This window comes from Micromonospora sp. NPDC127501 (genome assembly GCF_040302185.1).
Taxonomy (GTDB): domain Bacteria; phylum Actinomycetota; class Actinomycetes; order Mycobacteriales; family Micromonosporaceae; genus Micromonospora.
Map to the genome: position 1 here is coordinate 54816 of NZ_JBEORJ010000004.1, position 15275 is coordinate 70090.

Consider the following 15275-nt stretch of genomic DNA (forward strand, 5'->3'; position numbering starts at 1 on the left):
CGAGGCCGCCGTGTTCCGGTTCATCGTCAGGCGCCTGCTTCAGCTGATACCCACGCTGTTCGGGCTCTCCCTCCTGCTCTTCATCTGGCTCCGCCGACTCCCCGGCGGCCCCGAGACCGCCATCCTCGGCGAGCGCGGCACCCCCGAGATGCGGGCCGCGATCCGCCGCAACATGGGGCTCGACGAGCCCATCCTGGTGCAGTACGGCCGTTTCGTACGGCGAATGATCAAGCTCGATCTGGGCACCTCGACCTCCACCAAGCGGGCGGTCACCACGGAGTTCATCGAGCGGTTCCCCGGCACCGTCGAGCTGACCATCACCGCGATGATCATCGCGATCGGCGTCGGCATCCCGCTGGGCTACCTGGCCGCCCGTCGTCGCGGCCGTTTCCTGGACCACGCGTCCGTGGGCGGCTCGCTGATCGGCATCTGCATCCCGGTCTTCTTCCTGGGCTACGTGCTCAAAGCGATCTTCTCGGAGAACCTGCACTGGTTCCCGTCCAGCGGCCGGCAGGACCCGACACTCGGGGCGACCCGAGTCACCAACTTCTTCGTCCTGGACGGGTTGATGACCCGTGAGTGGGACGCCGCCGCCGACGCCCTCTGGCATCTGGTGTTGCCCAGCATCGCGCTGGCCAGCATCCCGCTGGCGATCATCGTCCGGATCACCCGGGCGAGCGTGCTGGAGGTGCTGAACGAGGACTTCGTGCGGACCGCCGAGGCGAAGGGCCTGACCGAGCAGACGGTTCGTCGCCGGCACGTCCTGCGCAACGCCATGCTGCCGGTCGCCACCTCGATCGGTCTGCTCGCGGGCGGCCTGCTCTCCGGCGCGGTGCTGACCGAGACCGTCTTCGCCTTCAGCGGCATCGGAGCGTTCGTCGCCGAGGCCATCGGCCAACGCGACTATCCGGTGCTGATGGGCTTCATCCTGATCATCGCGGTGGTGTACGTGCTGGTGAACCTCCTGGTCGATCTCTCCTACAGCTTCATCGACCCGAGGGTGAGGGTGCGATGACACTCAGCCCGGGCAAGAAGCGCGAAAAGATCGACCGGCTCTCCGAGCTGGCCGCCCGTGACGACGAGCGGGGTGTCAGCCTCTGGCAGGAGGCGTTCCGCCGGTTGCGCGGCAACCCGGCCGCAATCGTCGGCGCTGTCATCCTGGCGCTCTTCGTGCTGGTCGCGGTGGTCGGCCCGTTCCTCGTGCCGTACGCGCCGACGGACACGGTGGGCATCCGGGAAGGGCTGATCAAGCCGGGTGTCATCCCCGGCCCGACCGGTGACCACTGGTTCGGGTACGACCACCAGGGTCGCGACGAGTTCAGCCGGATGATCGTGGGTGCCCGGCAGACCCTGCTGGTCGGCGTGGTCTCCACCCTGATCGGTCTGGCGGTCGGCGCGCTGATCGGTGGCGTCTCCGGTGCCGCGGCCGGCCTCGGCGGCCGATGGGGGCGGTGGATCGACACCACCCTGATGCGCTTCATCGACATGCTGCTGGCGATGCCGAGCCTGCTGCTGGCGGTGAGCATCGCCGCTCTGCTCGGGGCCAGCCTGACCACGGTGATGATCGCGGTCGGCGTGGTCTCGGTGCCGGTGTTCGCCCGGCTGCTGCGCGGCTCGATGATCTCCCAGGCCAACAGCGACTACGTGCTGGCGGCGACCTCGCTCGGCGTCAAGAAGTCGAAGATCGCGCTGACCCACGTGGTGCCGAACTCGCTCGCCCCGGTGATCGTGCAGGCCACGCTGACCCTGGCTACCGCGATCATCGAGGCCGCGGCGCTCTCCTTCCTCGGCCTCGGCAACCCGGACACCGCCGTACCGGAGTGGGGGGTCATGCTCGCCGACGCGCAGCAGTACCTCGGCATCCGGCCGTCACTGGCGATCTACCCGGCCGTCGCGATCATCATCACCGCGCTCGGCTTCACCCTGCTGGGTGAGGCGATGCGTGAGGCCCTCGACCCGAAGCTGCGGAAGTAGGCCCGGCAATGGCACTGCTCGAAGTTGAAGATCTCTCCGTCACGTTCGCGCGCCGCGGTCAGCGGGCCGTGCACGCTGTCGACGGGGTGTCCTTCTCGGTCGACGCCGGTGAGGTGGTCGGCCTGGTCGGCGAGTCCGGCTGTGGCAAGAGCGTCACCTCGCTCGCGATCATGGGTCTGCTGCCCAAGCAGCCCGGCCTGCGGGTCGGCGGCAAGGCCGTCTTCGACGGCACCGACCTGCTCCAGCTCGACGACCGGTCGCGGCGGGACATCCGGGGCCGGGACATCGCGATGATCTTCCAGGACCCGCTCTCCTCGTTGAACCCGGTGATCCCGATCGGGTTGCAGGTGACCGAGGTGCTCACCCGGCACCGGGGGATGAAGGGCGAGGCCGCGGCGAAGGAGGCGGCGGCGCTGCTGGACCGGGTCGGCATCCCCGACCCGAAGCGGCGGCTCAAGGAGTATCCGCACCAGCTCTCCGGTGGGATGCGCCAGCGTGCGCTCATCGCGATGGCGGTGGCCTGCCAGCCTCGGCTGCTGATCGCCGACGAGCCGACCACCGCGCTGGACGTCACCATCCAGGCCCAGATCCTGGAGCTGCTCAAGGAGCTGGTCCGGGACTCCGGCACCGCGCTGTTGATGATCACGCACGATCTGGGCGTGGTGGCCGGCATGTGCGACACCGTCAACGTGCTCTACGGCGGCCGGGTGGTGGAGACGGCCCGCCGTCGTCCGCTGTTCCGCCAGCCGCGTCACCCGTACACAGTGGGTCTGCTCGGCTCGGTGCCGCGCCTGGACGCCGGGCGGGGCGAGAAGCTCAACCCGATTCCCGGTTCGGTCCGTGACCTGCTGCCCTGGCCGGATGGATGTGCCTTCGCCCCGCGCTGCGCCCGTCGGATCGACGAGTGCGTGGGTGAGCCGCCGGAGCTGGTGCACGCGCACGACGGACGGAGCTACCGGTGCGTCAACCCGGAGCCGCTGCCGGGCATGGTGCCCGCCCCGCGCGAGGAGGAGTCAGCGTGAGCGAGCGTAGCGAGCGAACCATCAGGCACAGCGGCGTGGCGTCTCGCGCCGGCGCGGAGCGAAGCGGAGTGCTGGCGTGAGTGAGAACGACATCCTCGTCGAGGTGCGCGACCTGAAGGTGCACTTCCCGATCAAGCGGGGAGTGCTCTTCGACCGGGTGGTCGGCCAGGTGAAGGCCGTCGACGGGGTCGACCTGAGCATCGCGCGGGGCAAGACGTACGGCCTGGTGGGTGAGTCCGGCTGCGGCAAGTCCACGTTGGGCCGGGCGCTGCTCCAGCTCACCCCGCCGACCGCCGGTGAGGTCAGCTTCGACGGCGTCGAGCTGACGACGCTGCCGTCCGGCAAGCTGCGCAGCATGCGTCGCCGGATGCAGATGATCTTCCAGGACCCGATGTCCAGCCTCGACCCCCGGCAGAACGTCGAGTCGATCCTGACCGAGGGCCTACAGACCCACGGGATCGGCACCGACCGCACCGACCGTCGACGGATCATCGGCGAAACCCTGGACGCGGTCGGGCTGCCGCGCTGGGCGCTGTCCCGCTACCCGCACGAGTTCTCCGGCGGGCAGCGGCAGCGCATCGGCATCGCGCGGGCGCTGGTGCTCGGGCCGGAGCTGATCGTCGCCGACGAGCCGGTCTCGGCGCTCGACGTGTCGATCCAGGCCCAGGTGGTCAACCTGCTGGACGAACTCCAGGACAGCTTGGGGCTGACCTACCTGGTGATCGCACACGACCTCGCGGTGGTCCGGCACATCTCCGACACGGTCGGCGTCATGTACCTGGGCGCACTGGTCGAGGAGGCGCCGAGCGACCGGCTCTACACCGAGCCGCTGCACCCGTACACCCGGGCGCTGATGTCGGCGGTGCCGGTGCCGGACCCGGACGTTGAGGACCGCCGGGAGCGGATCCTGCTCGCCGGTGACCTGCCGTCGCCGGCCAACCCGCCGTCCGGCTGCCGCTTCCACACCCGGTGCCCGTGGGCGCAGCCCACCCGCTGCGCCGACGAGCGACCGGTGCTGCGGGACATCGGCACCAGCCGGGTGGCCTGCCACTGGGCCGAGCAGATCGCCAGCGGCGAACTGCGCCCGCACGGGGTCAGCGCGCAGATCGTCCGACCCGAGGGTGAGGGGGACGCGCCGGGCGTGGTCTCCGCGCCCACCGAGCCCGGCTCGTACGTCTGAGACTGGACGCGGTGCCGGCGCCCGTCAGCCCTCGGGGCGGTTCAGCAGCCCCACGGCGACGCCGTGCACCGCGTCCAGCCCGGCCGGGTCGGCCAGCGTGACCGACGTGCCGGTCACCACGTACCACTCGTCCGCGTCCTTGTACTGCACCCGCACTGTGACCTTGCCGTCCGCGTACTCGGTGCGCAGCGTCAGGTCACCGGTGACGACGCCGACCTCGTCGGTCATCACGCCGCCGGGGCCGGGCACGATGTCGGTGGTGCGGGCCTGCGGGCCGGCCGCCCCGCCCGAATCCGCGACCATGCCGGCACCCGGCACGGCGGCGGGGGTCTCGGCGGCGCCGTCCGCCGTCATGCCGGCGGCGGACGGGCCGGTCTCGCCGGCGGCGCTCACGAATCGCTCCCCACTGAACAGCCCTCCAACATGTCGGTCAGGGCGGCCTTCTCGGCGGTGGTCACCGTCAGCCGCCAGTAGTGCTTGACCGTCACCCAGTCCTGGGCATATTTGCACCAGTAAGACCGGTTTGCCGGCTTCCACTGCGACGGGTCCTGGTCACCCTTTGCCCGGTTGGACGTGGCGGAAACCGCGAAGAGCTGCGGACGGGTGGTGTCGTTGGCGAAATCGCCGCGCTTCGCGTTGTCCCACTCGTCGGCACCCGAGCGCCATGCGTTGGCCAACGGCACCATGTGGTCGATGTCCACGTCGGAGGGATCCGAGAAGCTGCGACCGTCGTACACACTCTCCCAGCGCCCACCGACCACGTTGCAGCCGGAGAGCTTCACGTCCTTGCCGTCGCGCTGGAGGATGCTGTCCCGGACATCGCAGTTCTTGCCGGTGTCCCGCCAGTGCGGGAAACGCTCCCGGCTGTAGCCCTTCATCGAGCCGGCGGTAGCGACGGTGAGCTGGCTCAGCTGCTCCGCGGCGTTGCCGCCGTCGCTCGACGGGGGTGTGGTCGGCTCATCCTGCGGGACACAACCGACCACGCCGAGCGCCAGCGCCGCGGTGAGCGCGGCCACCGCCGCTCGCGGTCCTGATCTGGTACGCACAGACGACACCTCTCCAGCTTGGGGGCTCCCGGCGATTGCGCACAGTACCCGGGCACGGTTTCGGCGTTTCGTGGCGTCTCCCACATGATGCAAGGCAGATTGGTGGGATGACCGCACCCGTACCGGCGACCGCCCTCCGGATGGGCACCACCGCCGGCCGGGGCACGCTGCTCGCCGCCGTACTCGCCTCTGGCATGGTCTTCCTCGACAGCACCGTCGTCAACGTGGCGCTGCCGAAACTCGGGCAGGACCTCGGCGCGAACGTGGCCGATCTCCAGTGGACCATCAACGGCTATCTGCTGATGCTGGCGGCGTTCGTGCTGCTCGGGGGCGCGCTCGGCGACCGCTTCGGTCGGCGACGCGTCTTCCTCATCGGCGTGGTCTGGTTCACCGCCGCCTCCGTGCTCTGCGGGCTGGCCCAGGGCACCGGCATGCTGATCGCGGCCCGATTCCTCCAGGGTGCCGGTGGCGCGTTGCTCACACCCGGGTCGCTGTCGGTGCTCCAGGCGAGCTTCCATCCGGACGACCGGGGCCGGGCGATCGGCGCCTGGGCCGGGCTGTCCGGGGTGTCCACCGCGCTGGGCCCGTTCATCGGGGGCTGGCTGATCGACGCGCTCTCCTGGCGCTGGATCTTCTTCCTCAACGTGCCGATCGCCGTGCTGGTGCTGCTCGCAGCCCTGCGCTGGGTGCCGGAGAGCCGGGACGAGAGTGCCTCCCGCACCGAGGGACGGGACCGGACCCGACGGCGGTTCGACGTCGCCGGAGCCCTGCTCGGAGCGCTCGCGCTCGCTGGCGTCACCTACGCCCTGATCGACGCGCCGGCCCGCGGGTTCGACTCCGCCGAGGTGCTGATCGCAGCCGTGGTCGGAGTGCTCGCCGCGGTGGCCTTCGTCCTGCTGGAACGGCGGCGTGGCGACGCCGCGATGCTGCCCACCGGGCTGTTCAGCAGCCGCCTCTTCTCGGTGCTGAACCTCTTCACCGTCGTCGTCTACGCAGCACTCGGCGGCTTCACCTTCTTCTTCGCCGTCTACCTGCAGAACGTGGTCGGCTGGTCGGCCTTCCGCACCGGCATCGCGTTGCTGCCGATGACCCTGCTGCTGTTGGTCGGCTCCGCGCGCGCCGGTGCGCTGTCCGCCCGGATCGGCCCACGCCTGCCGCTCGCCATCGGACCGGTGGTCGCCGCGGTCGGCCTGCTGCTGCTGCGCGGCGTCGGACCGGGCGCGTCGTACTGGCGGGACGTGCTGCCCGGGGTGCTGCTCTTCGGCATCGGGTTGACCCTGGTGGTGGCACCGCTGACCGCGTCGGTGCTGGCCGCCGTGCAGGACCGGTTCTCCGGGGTGGCCAGCGGGTTCAACAACGCCGCGTCCCGCGCCGGCGGCCTGCTCGCGGTGGCGGCGCTGCCGCTGCTCGTCGGGCTCTCCGGCGGCGGGTACGAGCAGAAGGCCGAGCTGACCGACGCGTTCCGGGGCGCGATGGAGTGGTGTGCCGGGCTGCTCGTGGTCGGCGCGCTGCTGGCCCTGGTGCTGGTCCACCGACCGCCCCGGAAAGCCCCGCCGTCCCAGCCCTGCCATTCACTGCCCGCCGCGACACCCCCGAAGTAGGAAGCCCACTTCGGGGGTGTCGCGCCCAGGTCAGCGGCGGGCGCGGTTGACCGCGCTGGTGACCGCCTTGATCGACGCGGTGACGATGTTGGCGTCGGTGCCGACACCCCAGACCGTCCTGCCGTCCACCTCACACTCCACGTACGCGGCGGCCTGCGCGTCACCACCGGAGGAGAGCGCGTGCTCGTGGTAGTCGAGCACCCGTACGCCCACCCCGACCGACTGGAGCGCGTTGACGTACGCGTCGATCGGGCCGTTGCCGACCGCGGCGAGCGAGCGACGCTCGCCGCCCACACCGACCTGGGCCTCGATCTCGACCTTGCCGTCCGCCGTGCCGATCGTGTAGCCGGCCAACCGGACCGCCGGGTCGGGCTGGTGGTCGAGCAGGTAGTGCGTAGCGAAGATCTCCCACATGGCGGTCGGGTCGACCTCGCCGCCGTCGTGATCGGTGACCTGCTGCACCACCCCGGAGAACTCGATCTGGAGCCGGCGCGGCAGGTCCAGTTGGTGCTCGCTCTTCATGATGTACGCGACGCCGCCCTTGCCGGACTGCGAGTTGACCCGGATGACCGCTTCGTAGGTGCGGCCCAGGTCCTTCGGGTCGATCGGCAGGTACGGCACCGCCCAGGTGTGCTCGTCCATCGGTACGCCGGCCGCCTTCGCGTCGGCGGCGAGGGCGTCGAAGCCCTTCTTGATCGCGTCCTGGTGGGAACCGGAGAAGGCGGTGTAGACCAGGTCGCCCGCGTACGGGTGGCGCTCGTGCACCGGCAGCTGGTTGCAGTACTCGACGGCTCGCCGGATCTCGTCGATGTTCGAGAAGTCGATCATCGGGTCGATGCCCTGGGAGAAGATGTTGAGCCCCAGGGTCACCAGGTCGACGTTGCCGGTGCGCTCACCGTTGCCGAACAGGCAGCCCTCGATGCGGTCCGCACCGGCGAGCAGGCCCAGCTCGGCGGCGGCCACGCCGGTGCCCCGGTCGTTGTGCGGGTGCAGGCTCAGCACCACGCTGTCCCGGCGCGGCAGGTGCCTGTGCATCCACTCGATCGAGTCGGCGTACACGTTGGGGGTTGCCATCTCGACGGTGGCCGGCAGGTTGATGATCAGCGGCCGGTCCGGGGTCGGGTCGATCACGTCGATCACCCGGGAGCAGACCTCCAGCGCGTACTCCAGCTCGGTGCCCGTGTACGACTCCGGCGAGTACTCGTAGAAGATCTCCGTGTCCGGGGTGTGGATCTCGGCGTACTTCTGGCAGAGCCGCGCCCCGGTGGTGGCGATGTCGGCGATGCCGTCCCGGTCCAGGCCGAAGACCACCCGCCGCTGGAGGGTGGAGGTCGAGTTGTAGAAGTGCACGATGGCCCGCTTCGCGCCGCGCAGCGACTCGAACGTCCGGTCGATCAGGTGCTCGCGGCACTGGGTGAGGACCTGGATGGTGACGTCGTCCGGGATCATGTCGTCGTCGATGAGCTGCCGGACGAAGTCGAAGTCGGTCTGGCTGGCCGACGGGAAGCCGACCTCGATCTCCTTGTAACCCATCTGGACCAGCAGCTGGAACATCCGGCGCTTGCGCTCGGGCGACATCGGGTCGATCAGGGCCTGGTTGCCGTCGCGGAGATCCACGGCGCACCAGCGGGGTGCGGCCTCGACGGTGCGGGTGGGCCAGGTGCGGTCGGGCAGTTCGACCCGGAACTGCTCCTGGTACGGCTGGTAGCGGTGGTACGGCATCCGGCTGGGGCGTTGCCGGGCGATCGGATCGGTCTCGGCGTCGGTGACAGGTTGAGCCATCTCAGAGTGCTCCCTGGAACATGTGGCGTCAGCAGATCGGAAGGTGTCGGCGAGATGCCGGGCGACGGTGCGCGGCGGTGCCGAGAAGAAACTCGGATGTGCTGGACGGCGCGATGCGACTCCGCGACGAGGTGCCGGCCGGTCAGGCCTCGTCGCGGCGGCTAAGGAGAAGCGCCTGCCACATGACCAGGTCACCCTACGTGATGGAACGGAGAGTGGAAAGGCAGGTCCGGACTATGGGACCGGGGTCATGGCCGGCTCTGCGGCCTCGGCACCCAGCCTCGGCGTCCGTTCCGCCCAGGCCACCGCGGGCGCGATCGCCAGGCCGACCAGCACGAAGATCGCTGCCGTCGGTAACCATCCCCACCCGCCGGTGGTCACCCCGAGCGCGGTCAGACCGACTGGGGCGATCAGGTACTGCACCTGGGAGCCGAGCCGGAACGCGCCCACGTACGCGCCGCGCTGGCCGGCCGGCGGCAGGGTGGCGGTGAGGCCCCAGGCGCCCGCCGACTCGATCAGCTCGGCCAGGATCAGCACCGTCGCGGCGGCCACCAGCACCACCACGGTGAGCGCGCCCCGGGTCAGCCCGGAGATCGGCAGGACCAGACAGAACAGGGTGATCAGCAGGGCTCCGCGGCGAGACGCCCGAGCCGCGCCCGACGCGGTGTCGGCGCCCCGGCTGGCGCGTACCTGGAGCAGCACGATCAGGACCGTGTTGAGCAGCACCAGCCCGGCGATGATTGTCTTCGGGGCGTCGGTGTGGGTGAGGATCCACAGCGGCATCACCGTCAGGTAGAGCGTCTGGTGCGCGGTGAGCAGCCCGGAGAGCAGGGACACCGCCATGAACGGGCGGTCCCGCAGCACGGCGAGGCGACTCATCGGCTCCGTCGGCCGGACCACCTGCGGGAGCCGGGGCAGTCGCCGCACGAAGAGGGCCGTGACCAGGAAGACCATCGAGATGAACCACACCATCCCCCGGTACGCCTCGATGGTGTCCACCGCCAGCACCAGGCCGCTGATCACCGCTCCCAGCCCGAAGCCGACGTTCAGCGACGAGCGCTGGTACGCCATCGCCGTGACCCGTTCGTCCGGGGGGAGCGCGTTGATCGAGTAGACCTGCACGGCCACGCCGCTCGCGGCTTCCACGGCGGCCAGCGCCACCACCACGGCGAGGAACCCGGCGAAGCCACCCACGAACGGGTAGGTCGCGAACAGCGCCGCGTCGAGCACCAGCCCCACCACCCAGACCCGCTGCGGCCCGTACCGGTCGGTGAGCCCACCCAGCGGCACCGTGCCCAGCAGCGACACCCCCGCCGCGATGGACAGCCCCAACCCCACCTGGGCGGCGCTGAGCCCGAGTGCCCGGGTGAAGAAGACGGCGCTGCCGGCGTGGAACAGGCCGCTGCCGACGGCGTAGACCATGGCCTGCACGGCCAGGGCCCGGGTCAGCCCGGCCGGCGGTACGACGTCTCGAACGGCGGTGCGGATGGTTTCTCTGGTCCCCATGTCCGGGGAGTGAAGCGGGCCCCCATCGGTCCGGTCGAGTCTTTTAGGCTGGGCCGAATCCTGTTCCTGGGGGGCGTGTGTCCGAGTTGCGGTTCAGCCTGGCCGACGTGGCGGGAGTACGGCTCGCCGTGTCACCTGTCAACGAGACGGTCATGAGCATGTGGGCGCTGGCCAACCCGATCCGCTACGCGGTGCACCTGCCCTGGATCGACCGGGCCCGGGTGACGTTGCGTCGTCCCGAGGTGGCCGACCGTGTCCGACCCCTGGTGGGGTTGGTCGTGCCAGGCCGTTGGCTGCCCGACTTCCTCACCCCGGCGGCCCGACCGAACGTGGAGATGGCCGAGCAGCTCGACCAGATCGCCGCGACGCCGCCGGCCGTGGTGGTCCAGGACCTGCTGTCGACGACCTGGCAGAAACCGCTGAGCCCGTTCGGGCGGGCGCTGCTCGCCGACCCCGGCGGGCTGCTGCCGCAGGTCGTCGACGCGGTGCGGGTCTGGTACGACGAGGCGATCGCCCCGGACTGGCCGCGGATGCGGGCGCTGCTCGACGCCGACGTGGCGTACCGGGCCGCGCAGCTCGCCGAGAGCGGCGCGGGTCGGTTCTTCGAGCAGCTCCACCCGAGCCTGCGCTGGCACGGCGACCGGGTGATCAGCGACGACACGTTCGAGCGAGACTTCGACCTCCGCGGTCGTGGGCTGGCGCTGAACCCGACGGTGTTCACCGAGCAGCACGTGCTGTGGAACCTGCTGGAGGATTCGCTGCCGGCCGGCGCGTACCCGGTCCGTGCCGTCGGGACGCTCTGGGAGGCGACGGCGCCACCGCCCGGCGACCCACTGGCCCGGGTGATCGGGCCGGGCCGGGCCGCGCTGCTGCACCTGCTCGAGACGGCGCTGACCACCACCGACCTGGCCCGACTCACCGGGATGTCCGCCGGAAACGTCTCCCAACACCTGGCCGCACTGCACGGCGCCGGCCTGGTGTCCCGGTCCCGCGAGGGTCGGCACGTGCGCTATCGCAACACCGACGCCGCGGCGGTCCTTCTTCGCGCGAGCCGCGGCGGGTAGGACGGGCGAGCGATCAGCCGAGCAGAAGTTCGGCCAGCGGTCGGCGATGGCGCAACCCGGTCTCCTCGGCGACGAGGTCCGCCGGCAGGCTGAGCGGGTCGCCGAGTTGCCCGACGACGAGCACCGCGTACGGCCGCACGTCGGGGGGCAGGTGCAGGTCGACGGCGAGTCCGGCGCGGTCCACGGTCAGCACCTGCCGCACGTGCAGTCCGAGCGCGGTGGCCTGCACGGTGAGATGGGCGACCGCTTGTCCCAGGTCGTACGCCGCTCCGTCGGGCGGCGTGGCGTCCGGTGTGGTGTCGCCGTCGACGTGTGCGGCGAGCAGCAGCGCGGCGGCACGGTGTGCCCATCGTTGGTCGCGCTCGGGCAGGTTGACCAGGATCCGCTTCCACGTCTCGTCATCGCGGCGACCAAGGGTGAACCGCCACGGTTGGCGGTTGCCCAGTGACGGGGCCCAGCGGGCCGCTTCCAACAGGGAGGACGCATCGGTCGCGCTCAACTCCTCGGTGGGGTGGAACGCCAGCGGACTCCAGCGGTAGGCGAGCAGCGGGGTGAGGTCGGCCATGCGATGAATCGTGCGGTATGGGCGATTCGCCCCCCACGGCGGGGGTTGCTAAATGTGGGCAAGAGCACCCGTAACGGGACGAAGATCAGGGCGTTCCCGCGCTCGGGCTGTCCGACGGGTCCGGAGTCGGCGGCGCCGCGGTGTCGAGCGGCTCCCGGTCGATCACCACCGGGCCGGCCAGCTGCACGGTGGCCGGTGCCGGGCCGGGTGCAGCGGCCAGCCGCAGCGTCCCGGCCCCGGTCCGGACGCCGGTCGGCGTGCCGTCCTGGTCGTAGCAGTAGATGCCCACATCCAGCGGGGCGTTGAGCGACGCCGAGGTGGAATCCACCGAGTAGCAGGTGCCGGTGAGGCCCTCGGGCGCGTCGGCCGGGGCGACCGCCAACGGCGCGCGTCGGTCGGTGAGCACGTTCAGCCAGTCGGTGAGCAGGTGCTGGACCCGGGGGTCTGACCGGCGTGGGATCGCGTCGTCGCGATCACCAAGGCGCACGCAACTCGCCGACGCGGTATGACCCGCCGACGGCAGGGCGCACTGGAACAGCCCGTCGGCCGTGCTGGCCATCGAGACGTCGGCGGTGCCACCCAGGGCGCCCCCCGGCACATCCACCCGCCAGCTGCCGTCGTTCGCGCTGGTGAACACGATGGTGCGATCCGGTTGACCCGCCCGGCTGTAGACGTACTGGGCCACCAGGTGACGGTCCTGAGCCGCCGCGGCCAGCGCGGCCAGCTCATCCCGTGCGGCGTCCACCTCGACCGGCCCCGGATCGACCGGCGGCGGAGTCGGAGGCTGCTCACTGGCGCAGGCGACGAGGAGGGCTGGCAGGGCGAGGACGAGCGGCCCGAGCACGCGGCCGGCCGAGCGGATGAGGACGGGCACCGGCCCATTCTGGTGGGTGCGGGCGGTAGGTGGGCGCCGGCGCGTACCCGGCTCGTTCCGGCGTGTCGGGCGGGGCGTCCCGGCGTGCCCGTCCGACCTGGTGGGACCGGCCCGGCCGGTCCCGGCCGGGCCGGATGGTGGGATCACCTGACCCGGCTTCGTTGTGCGCCGGATACCCTCATGAGGTCTGACACGCGCCGCCGGCCCCGGTTCCGGCGGCGTCGGCACGCTCAGGGTCGCTGGGAGGGAGTGCACCGTCGTGGCACTCGTGGTGCAGAAGTACGGCGGGTCCTCCGTCGCCAACGCCGAGCGGATCAAGCGGGTGGCCGAGCGCATCGTCGCCGCCCGCAAGGCCGGCGACGACGTGGTGGTGGTGGTCTCCGCGATGGGCGACACCACCGACGAGCTGCTCGACCTGGCCAACCAGGTCAGCCCGCTGCCGCCGGGCCGCGAGCTGGACATGCTGCTCACCGCCGGGGAGCGGATCTCCATGGCCCTGCTGGCCATGGCCATCCACAACCTGGGGTACGAAGCCCGCTCGTTCACCGGTTCGCAGGCCGGCGTGATCACCACCTCGGTGCACGGCCGCGCCCGGATCATCGACGTCACCCCCGGGCGGCTCAAGGGCGCGCTCGACGAGGGTTCGGTGGTCATCGTGGCCGGCTTCCAGGGCGTCTCCCAGGACACCAAGGACGTCACCACGCTGGGCCGTGGTGGTTCGGACACCACCGCCGTGGCGCTCGCCGCCGCCCTGCACGCCGACGTCTGCGAGATCTACACCGACGTGGACGGCATCTTCACCGCCGACCCGCGGATCGTGCCCAACGCCCGACACATCCAGCACATCACCTACGAGGAGATGCTGGAGCTGGCCGCGTGCGGCGCGAAGGTGCTGCACCTGCGTAGCGTGGAGTACGCCCGGCGGGCGGGGTTGCCGATCCACGTCCGTTCGTCATACTCGACCAACACCGGCACGATGGTCACCGGATCGATGGAGGACCTTTCCGTGGAGCAGGCACTGATCACCGGGGTCGCGCACGACCGCAGCGAGGCCAAGATCACGATCGTCGGGGTGCCCGACGAGCCGGGTGCCGCCGCGCGGATCTTCGACACCGTCGCCGGCGCCGAGATCAACATCGACATGATCGTGCAGAACGTCTCCACCGAGGGCACCGGCCGGACGGACATCTCGTTCACCCTGCCCAAGGCCGACGGCCCCACCGCGATGGCGGCGCTGAGCAAGATCCAGGAGCCGGTCAAGTTCAAGGGCCTGCTCTACGACGACCACGTCGGCAAGGTCTCGCTGATCGGCGCGGGCATGCGCTCGCACCCCGGGGTGGCGGCCGGCTTCTTTGCCGCGCTCGGCGCCGCCGGGGTCAACATCGAGATGATCTCCACCTCCGAGATCCGGGTCTCCGTGGTCTGCCGGGACACCGACCTCGACGCCGCCGTCCGCGCCATCCATGACGCGTTCGAGCTGGGCGGCGACACCGAAGCCGTGGTCTACGCGGGGACGGGTAGGTAGCGCCGATGACGGCGCTGCCCACCCTCGCCGTGGTCGGAGCGACAGGTGCCGTCGGCACCGTGATGTGTGAGCTGCTCACCGGGCGACGCAACGTCTGGGGCGAGATCCGGCTGCTCGCCTCCGAGCGCTCCGTCGGTCGCCGGGTCCGCTGCCGGGGCGAGGAACTCGTCGTCCAGGCGCTGACCCCCGAGGCGTTCGACGGTGTCCAGGTGGCCATGTTCGACGTGCCCGACGAGGTCTCCGCCGAGTGGGCGCCGATCGCCGTCGCCCGGGGCGCGATCGCTGTCGACAACTCCGGCGCGTTCCGGATGGACCGCGACGTCCCGCTGGTCGTCCCGGAGATCAACCCCGAGCAGGTCCGCAACCGGCCCCGGGGCATCATCGCCAACGCCAACTGCACCACCCTCGCGATGATCGTCGCCGTCGCGCCGCTGCACCGCGAGTACGGCCTACGAGAGCTGGTGCTCGCCTCCTACCAGGCGGTCTCCGGAGCCGGCCAGTCCGGCGTCGACATCCTGCACGACCAGCTCACCAAGGTCGCCGGCGATCGGGCGCTCGGCTCGCGCACCGGCGACGTACGCCAGGCGGTCGGCGACGACCTGGGCCCGTTCCCGGCACCCATGGCGCTCAACGTGGTCCCCTGGGCCGGCTCCCCGGCGGACAGCGGCTGGTCATCGGAAGAGATGAAGATCCGCAACGAGTCGCGGAAGATCCTCGGCCTCCCCGACCTCAAGGTCTCCGCCACCTGCGTCCGGGTGCCGGTGGTCACCGCCCACTCGGTCGCCGTGCACGCGGTCTTCGCCACCGAGGTCGACGCTGAGGGCGCCCGCGAGGCGCTGCGTAACGCACCCGGGGTGATCCTGGTCGACGACCCCGCGGCCGGCGAGTTCCCGATGCCGATCGACGCCGTCGGCACCGACCCGTCCTGGGTCGGCCGGATCCGCCGCGCCCTGGACGACCCCCGCGCCCTCGACTTCTTCGTCACCGGCGACAACCTCCGCAAGGGCGCGGCCCTCAACACCGCCCAGATCGCCGAACTCCTGGCCAAAGAACTCCGCACCCCCTGACCCCCAACCCCCCGCTGCCGCGATCTTGCAGTTTCTGTGCCGGCATAAGGGGTGAGGGCGACAGAACGA

At 71.0% G+C, this 15275-nt stretch carries 14 protein-coding genes; 8 read left to right on the forward strand and 6 right to left on the reverse strand.

Features of this window, described 5'->3' with window-relative positions:
• Positions 1 to 10: 10 nt before the first annotated feature.
• The 4 genes from ABTW72_RS10300 to ABTW72_RS10315 all read left to right on the forward strand — a co-directional run bounded on the left by ABTW72_RS10300 (position 11) and on the right by ABTW72_RS10315 (position 4176).
• Positions 11 to 1015, forward strand: coding sequence for an ABC transporter permease (locus ABTW72_RS10300; RefSeq protein WP_124776655.1), 1005 nt, complete (start codon positions 11 to 13; stop codon positions 1013 to 1015).
• The gene (locus tag ABTW72_RS10305) at positions 1012 to 1974 is read left to right on the forward strand and encodes an ABC transporter permease (protein WP_350856857.1); all 963 of its coding nucleotides are present in this window, start codon (positions 1012 to 1014) and stop codon (positions 1972 to 1974) included. Before ABTW72_RS10300 ends, ABTW72_RS10305 begins: the two co-directional genes overlap by 4 nt.
• An 8-nt stretch (positions 1975 to 1982) precedes the next feature.
• Positions 1983 to 2996: an ABC transporter ATP-binding protein gene (locus ABTW72_RS10310; protein ID WP_112588584.1), complete on the forward strand. Its 1014-nt coding sequence runs from the start codon at positions 1983 to 1985 to the stop codon at positions 2994 to 2996.
• 76 nt (positions 2997 to 3072) lie between these two features.
• A complete protein-coding gene (locus ABTW72_RS10315; RefSeq protein ID WP_350856861.1) occupies positions 3073 to 4176 on the forward strand; it encodes an ABC transporter ATP-binding protein in 1104 nt (367 codons plus the stop codon).
• Positions 4177 to 4200: 24 nt separating this feature from the next.
• Here the strand turns inward: ABTW72_RS10315 and ABTW72_RS10320 are convergent, their stop codons facing one another.
• Together ABTW72_RS10320 and ABTW72_RS10325 are read right to left on the reverse strand one after the other, a co-directional pair.
• Positions 4201 to 4590, reverse strand: a complete 390-nt coding sequence (locus ABTW72_RS10320; RefSeq protein WP_502892191.1) for a hypothetical protein — start codon at positions 4588 to 4590, stop codon at positions 4201 to 4203.
• Complete coding sequence (locus ABTW72_RS10325) at positions 4566 to 5222, reverse strand: HNH endonuclease family protein (RefSeq protein ID WP_350856867.1); 657 nt, start codon at positions 5220 to 5222, stop codon at positions 4566 to 4568. The genes ABTW72_RS10320 and ABTW72_RS10325 overlap by 25 nt, the downstream gene beginning before the upstream one ends.
• A 107-nt stretch (positions 5223 to 5329) precedes the next feature.
• Between ABTW72_RS10325 and ABTW72_RS10330 the strand changes: the two genes are divergently transcribed.
• Positions 5330 to 6823 carry an MFS transporter gene (locus ABTW72_RS10330; protein WP_350856870.1) on the forward strand — a complete coding sequence of 498 codons (1494 nt, stop codon included), beginning with the start codon at positions 5330 to 5332 and terminating at the stop codon, positions 6821 to 6823.
• 30 nt (positions 6824 to 6853) lie between these two features.
• Here ABTW72_RS10330 and leuA read toward each other — a convergent pair whose 3' ends face one another.
• Both leuA and ABTW72_RS10340 read right to left on the reverse strand, forming a co-directional pair.
• Positions 6854 to 8605 carry a 2-isopropylmalate synthase gene (gene leuA, locus ABTW72_RS10335; RefSeq protein WP_350856873.1) on the reverse strand — a complete coding sequence of 584 codons (1752 nt, stop codon included), beginning with the start codon at positions 8603 to 8605 and terminating at the stop codon, positions 6854 to 6856.
• A gap of 234 nt (positions 8606 to 8839) precedes the next feature.
• A complete protein-coding gene (locus tag ABTW72_RS10340) occupies positions 8840 to 10111 on the reverse strand; it encodes an MFS transporter (protein WP_350856876.1) in 1272 nt (423 codons plus the stop codon).
• Between the two features lie 77 nt (positions 10112 to 10188).
• Here ABTW72_RS10340 and ABTW72_RS10345 point away from each other — a divergent pair, with 77 nt between their 5' ends.
• Positions 10189 to 11175, forward strand: coding sequence for an ArsR/SmtB family transcription factor (locus ABTW72_RS10345; protein ID WP_350856879.1), 987 nt, complete (start codon positions 10189 to 10191; stop codon positions 11173 to 11175).
• A gap of 13 nt (positions 11176 to 11188) precedes the next feature.
• On the opposite strand, the gene ABTW72_RS10350 is transcribed toward ABTW72_RS10345, so the two are convergent.
• On the reverse strand, positions 11189 to 11740 hold the full coding sequence (locus tag ABTW72_RS10350; protein WP_350856882.1) for a nitroreductase family protein: 552 nt from the start codon (positions 11738 to 11740) through the stop codon (positions 11189 to 11191).
• A gap of 85 nt (positions 11741 to 11825) precedes the next feature.
• Entirely contained in the window at positions 11826 to 12614 is a 789-nt protein-coding gene (locus ABTW72_RS10355; protein WP_350856885.1) for a hypothetical protein, read from the reverse strand.
• 259 nt (positions 12615 to 12873) lie between these two features.
• On the opposite strand from ABTW72_RS10355, the gene ABTW72_RS10360 reads away from it, so the two are divergent.
• Entirely contained in the window at positions 12874 to 14139 is a 1266-nt protein-coding gene (locus ABTW72_RS10360) for an aspartate kinase (protein WP_030489892.1), read from the forward strand.
• Positions 14140 to 14144: 5 nt separating this feature from the next.
• A complete protein-coding gene (locus tag ABTW72_RS10365) occupies positions 14145 to 15206 on the forward strand; it encodes an aspartate-semialdehyde dehydrogenase (protein ID WP_091403390.1) in 1062 nt (353 codons plus the stop codon).
• The last annotated feature ends 69 nt before the right edge of the window (positions 15207 to 15275 follow it).

What these genes read in the sequence shown, in the direction of transcription:
- ABTW72_RS10305 (WP_350856857.1), top strand. Translation starts at nt 1,012, where the DNA reads ATGACACTCAGCCCGGGCAAGAAGCGCGAAAAGATCGACCGGCTCTCC.
- ABTW72_RS10310 (WP_112588584.1), top strand. Translation starts at nt 1,983, where the DNA reads ATGGCACTGCTCGAAGTTGAAGATCTCTCCGTCACGTTCGCGCGCCGC.
- ABTW72_RS10330 (WP_350856870.1), top strand. Translation starts at nt 5,330, where the DNA reads ATGACCGCACCCGTACCGGCGACCGCCCTCCGGATGGGCACCACCGCC.
- leuA (WP_350856873.1), bottom strand. Translation starts at nt 8,605, where the DNA reads ATGGCTCAACCTGTCACCGACGCCGAGACCGATCCGATCGCCCGGCAA.
- ABTW72_RS10340 (WP_350856876.1), bottom strand. Translation starts at nt 10,111, where the DNA reads ATGGGGACCAGAGAAACCATCCGCACCGCCGTTCGAGACGTCGTACCG.
- ABTW72_RS10350 (WP_350856882.1), bottom strand. Translation starts at nt 11,740, where the DNA reads ATGGCCGACCTCACCCCGCTGCTCGCCTACCGCTGGAGTCCGCTGGCG.
- ABTW72_RS10365 (WP_091403390.1), top strand. Translation starts at nt 14,145, where the DNA reads ATGACGGCGCTGCCCACCCTCGCCGTGGTCGGAGCGACAGGTGCCGTC.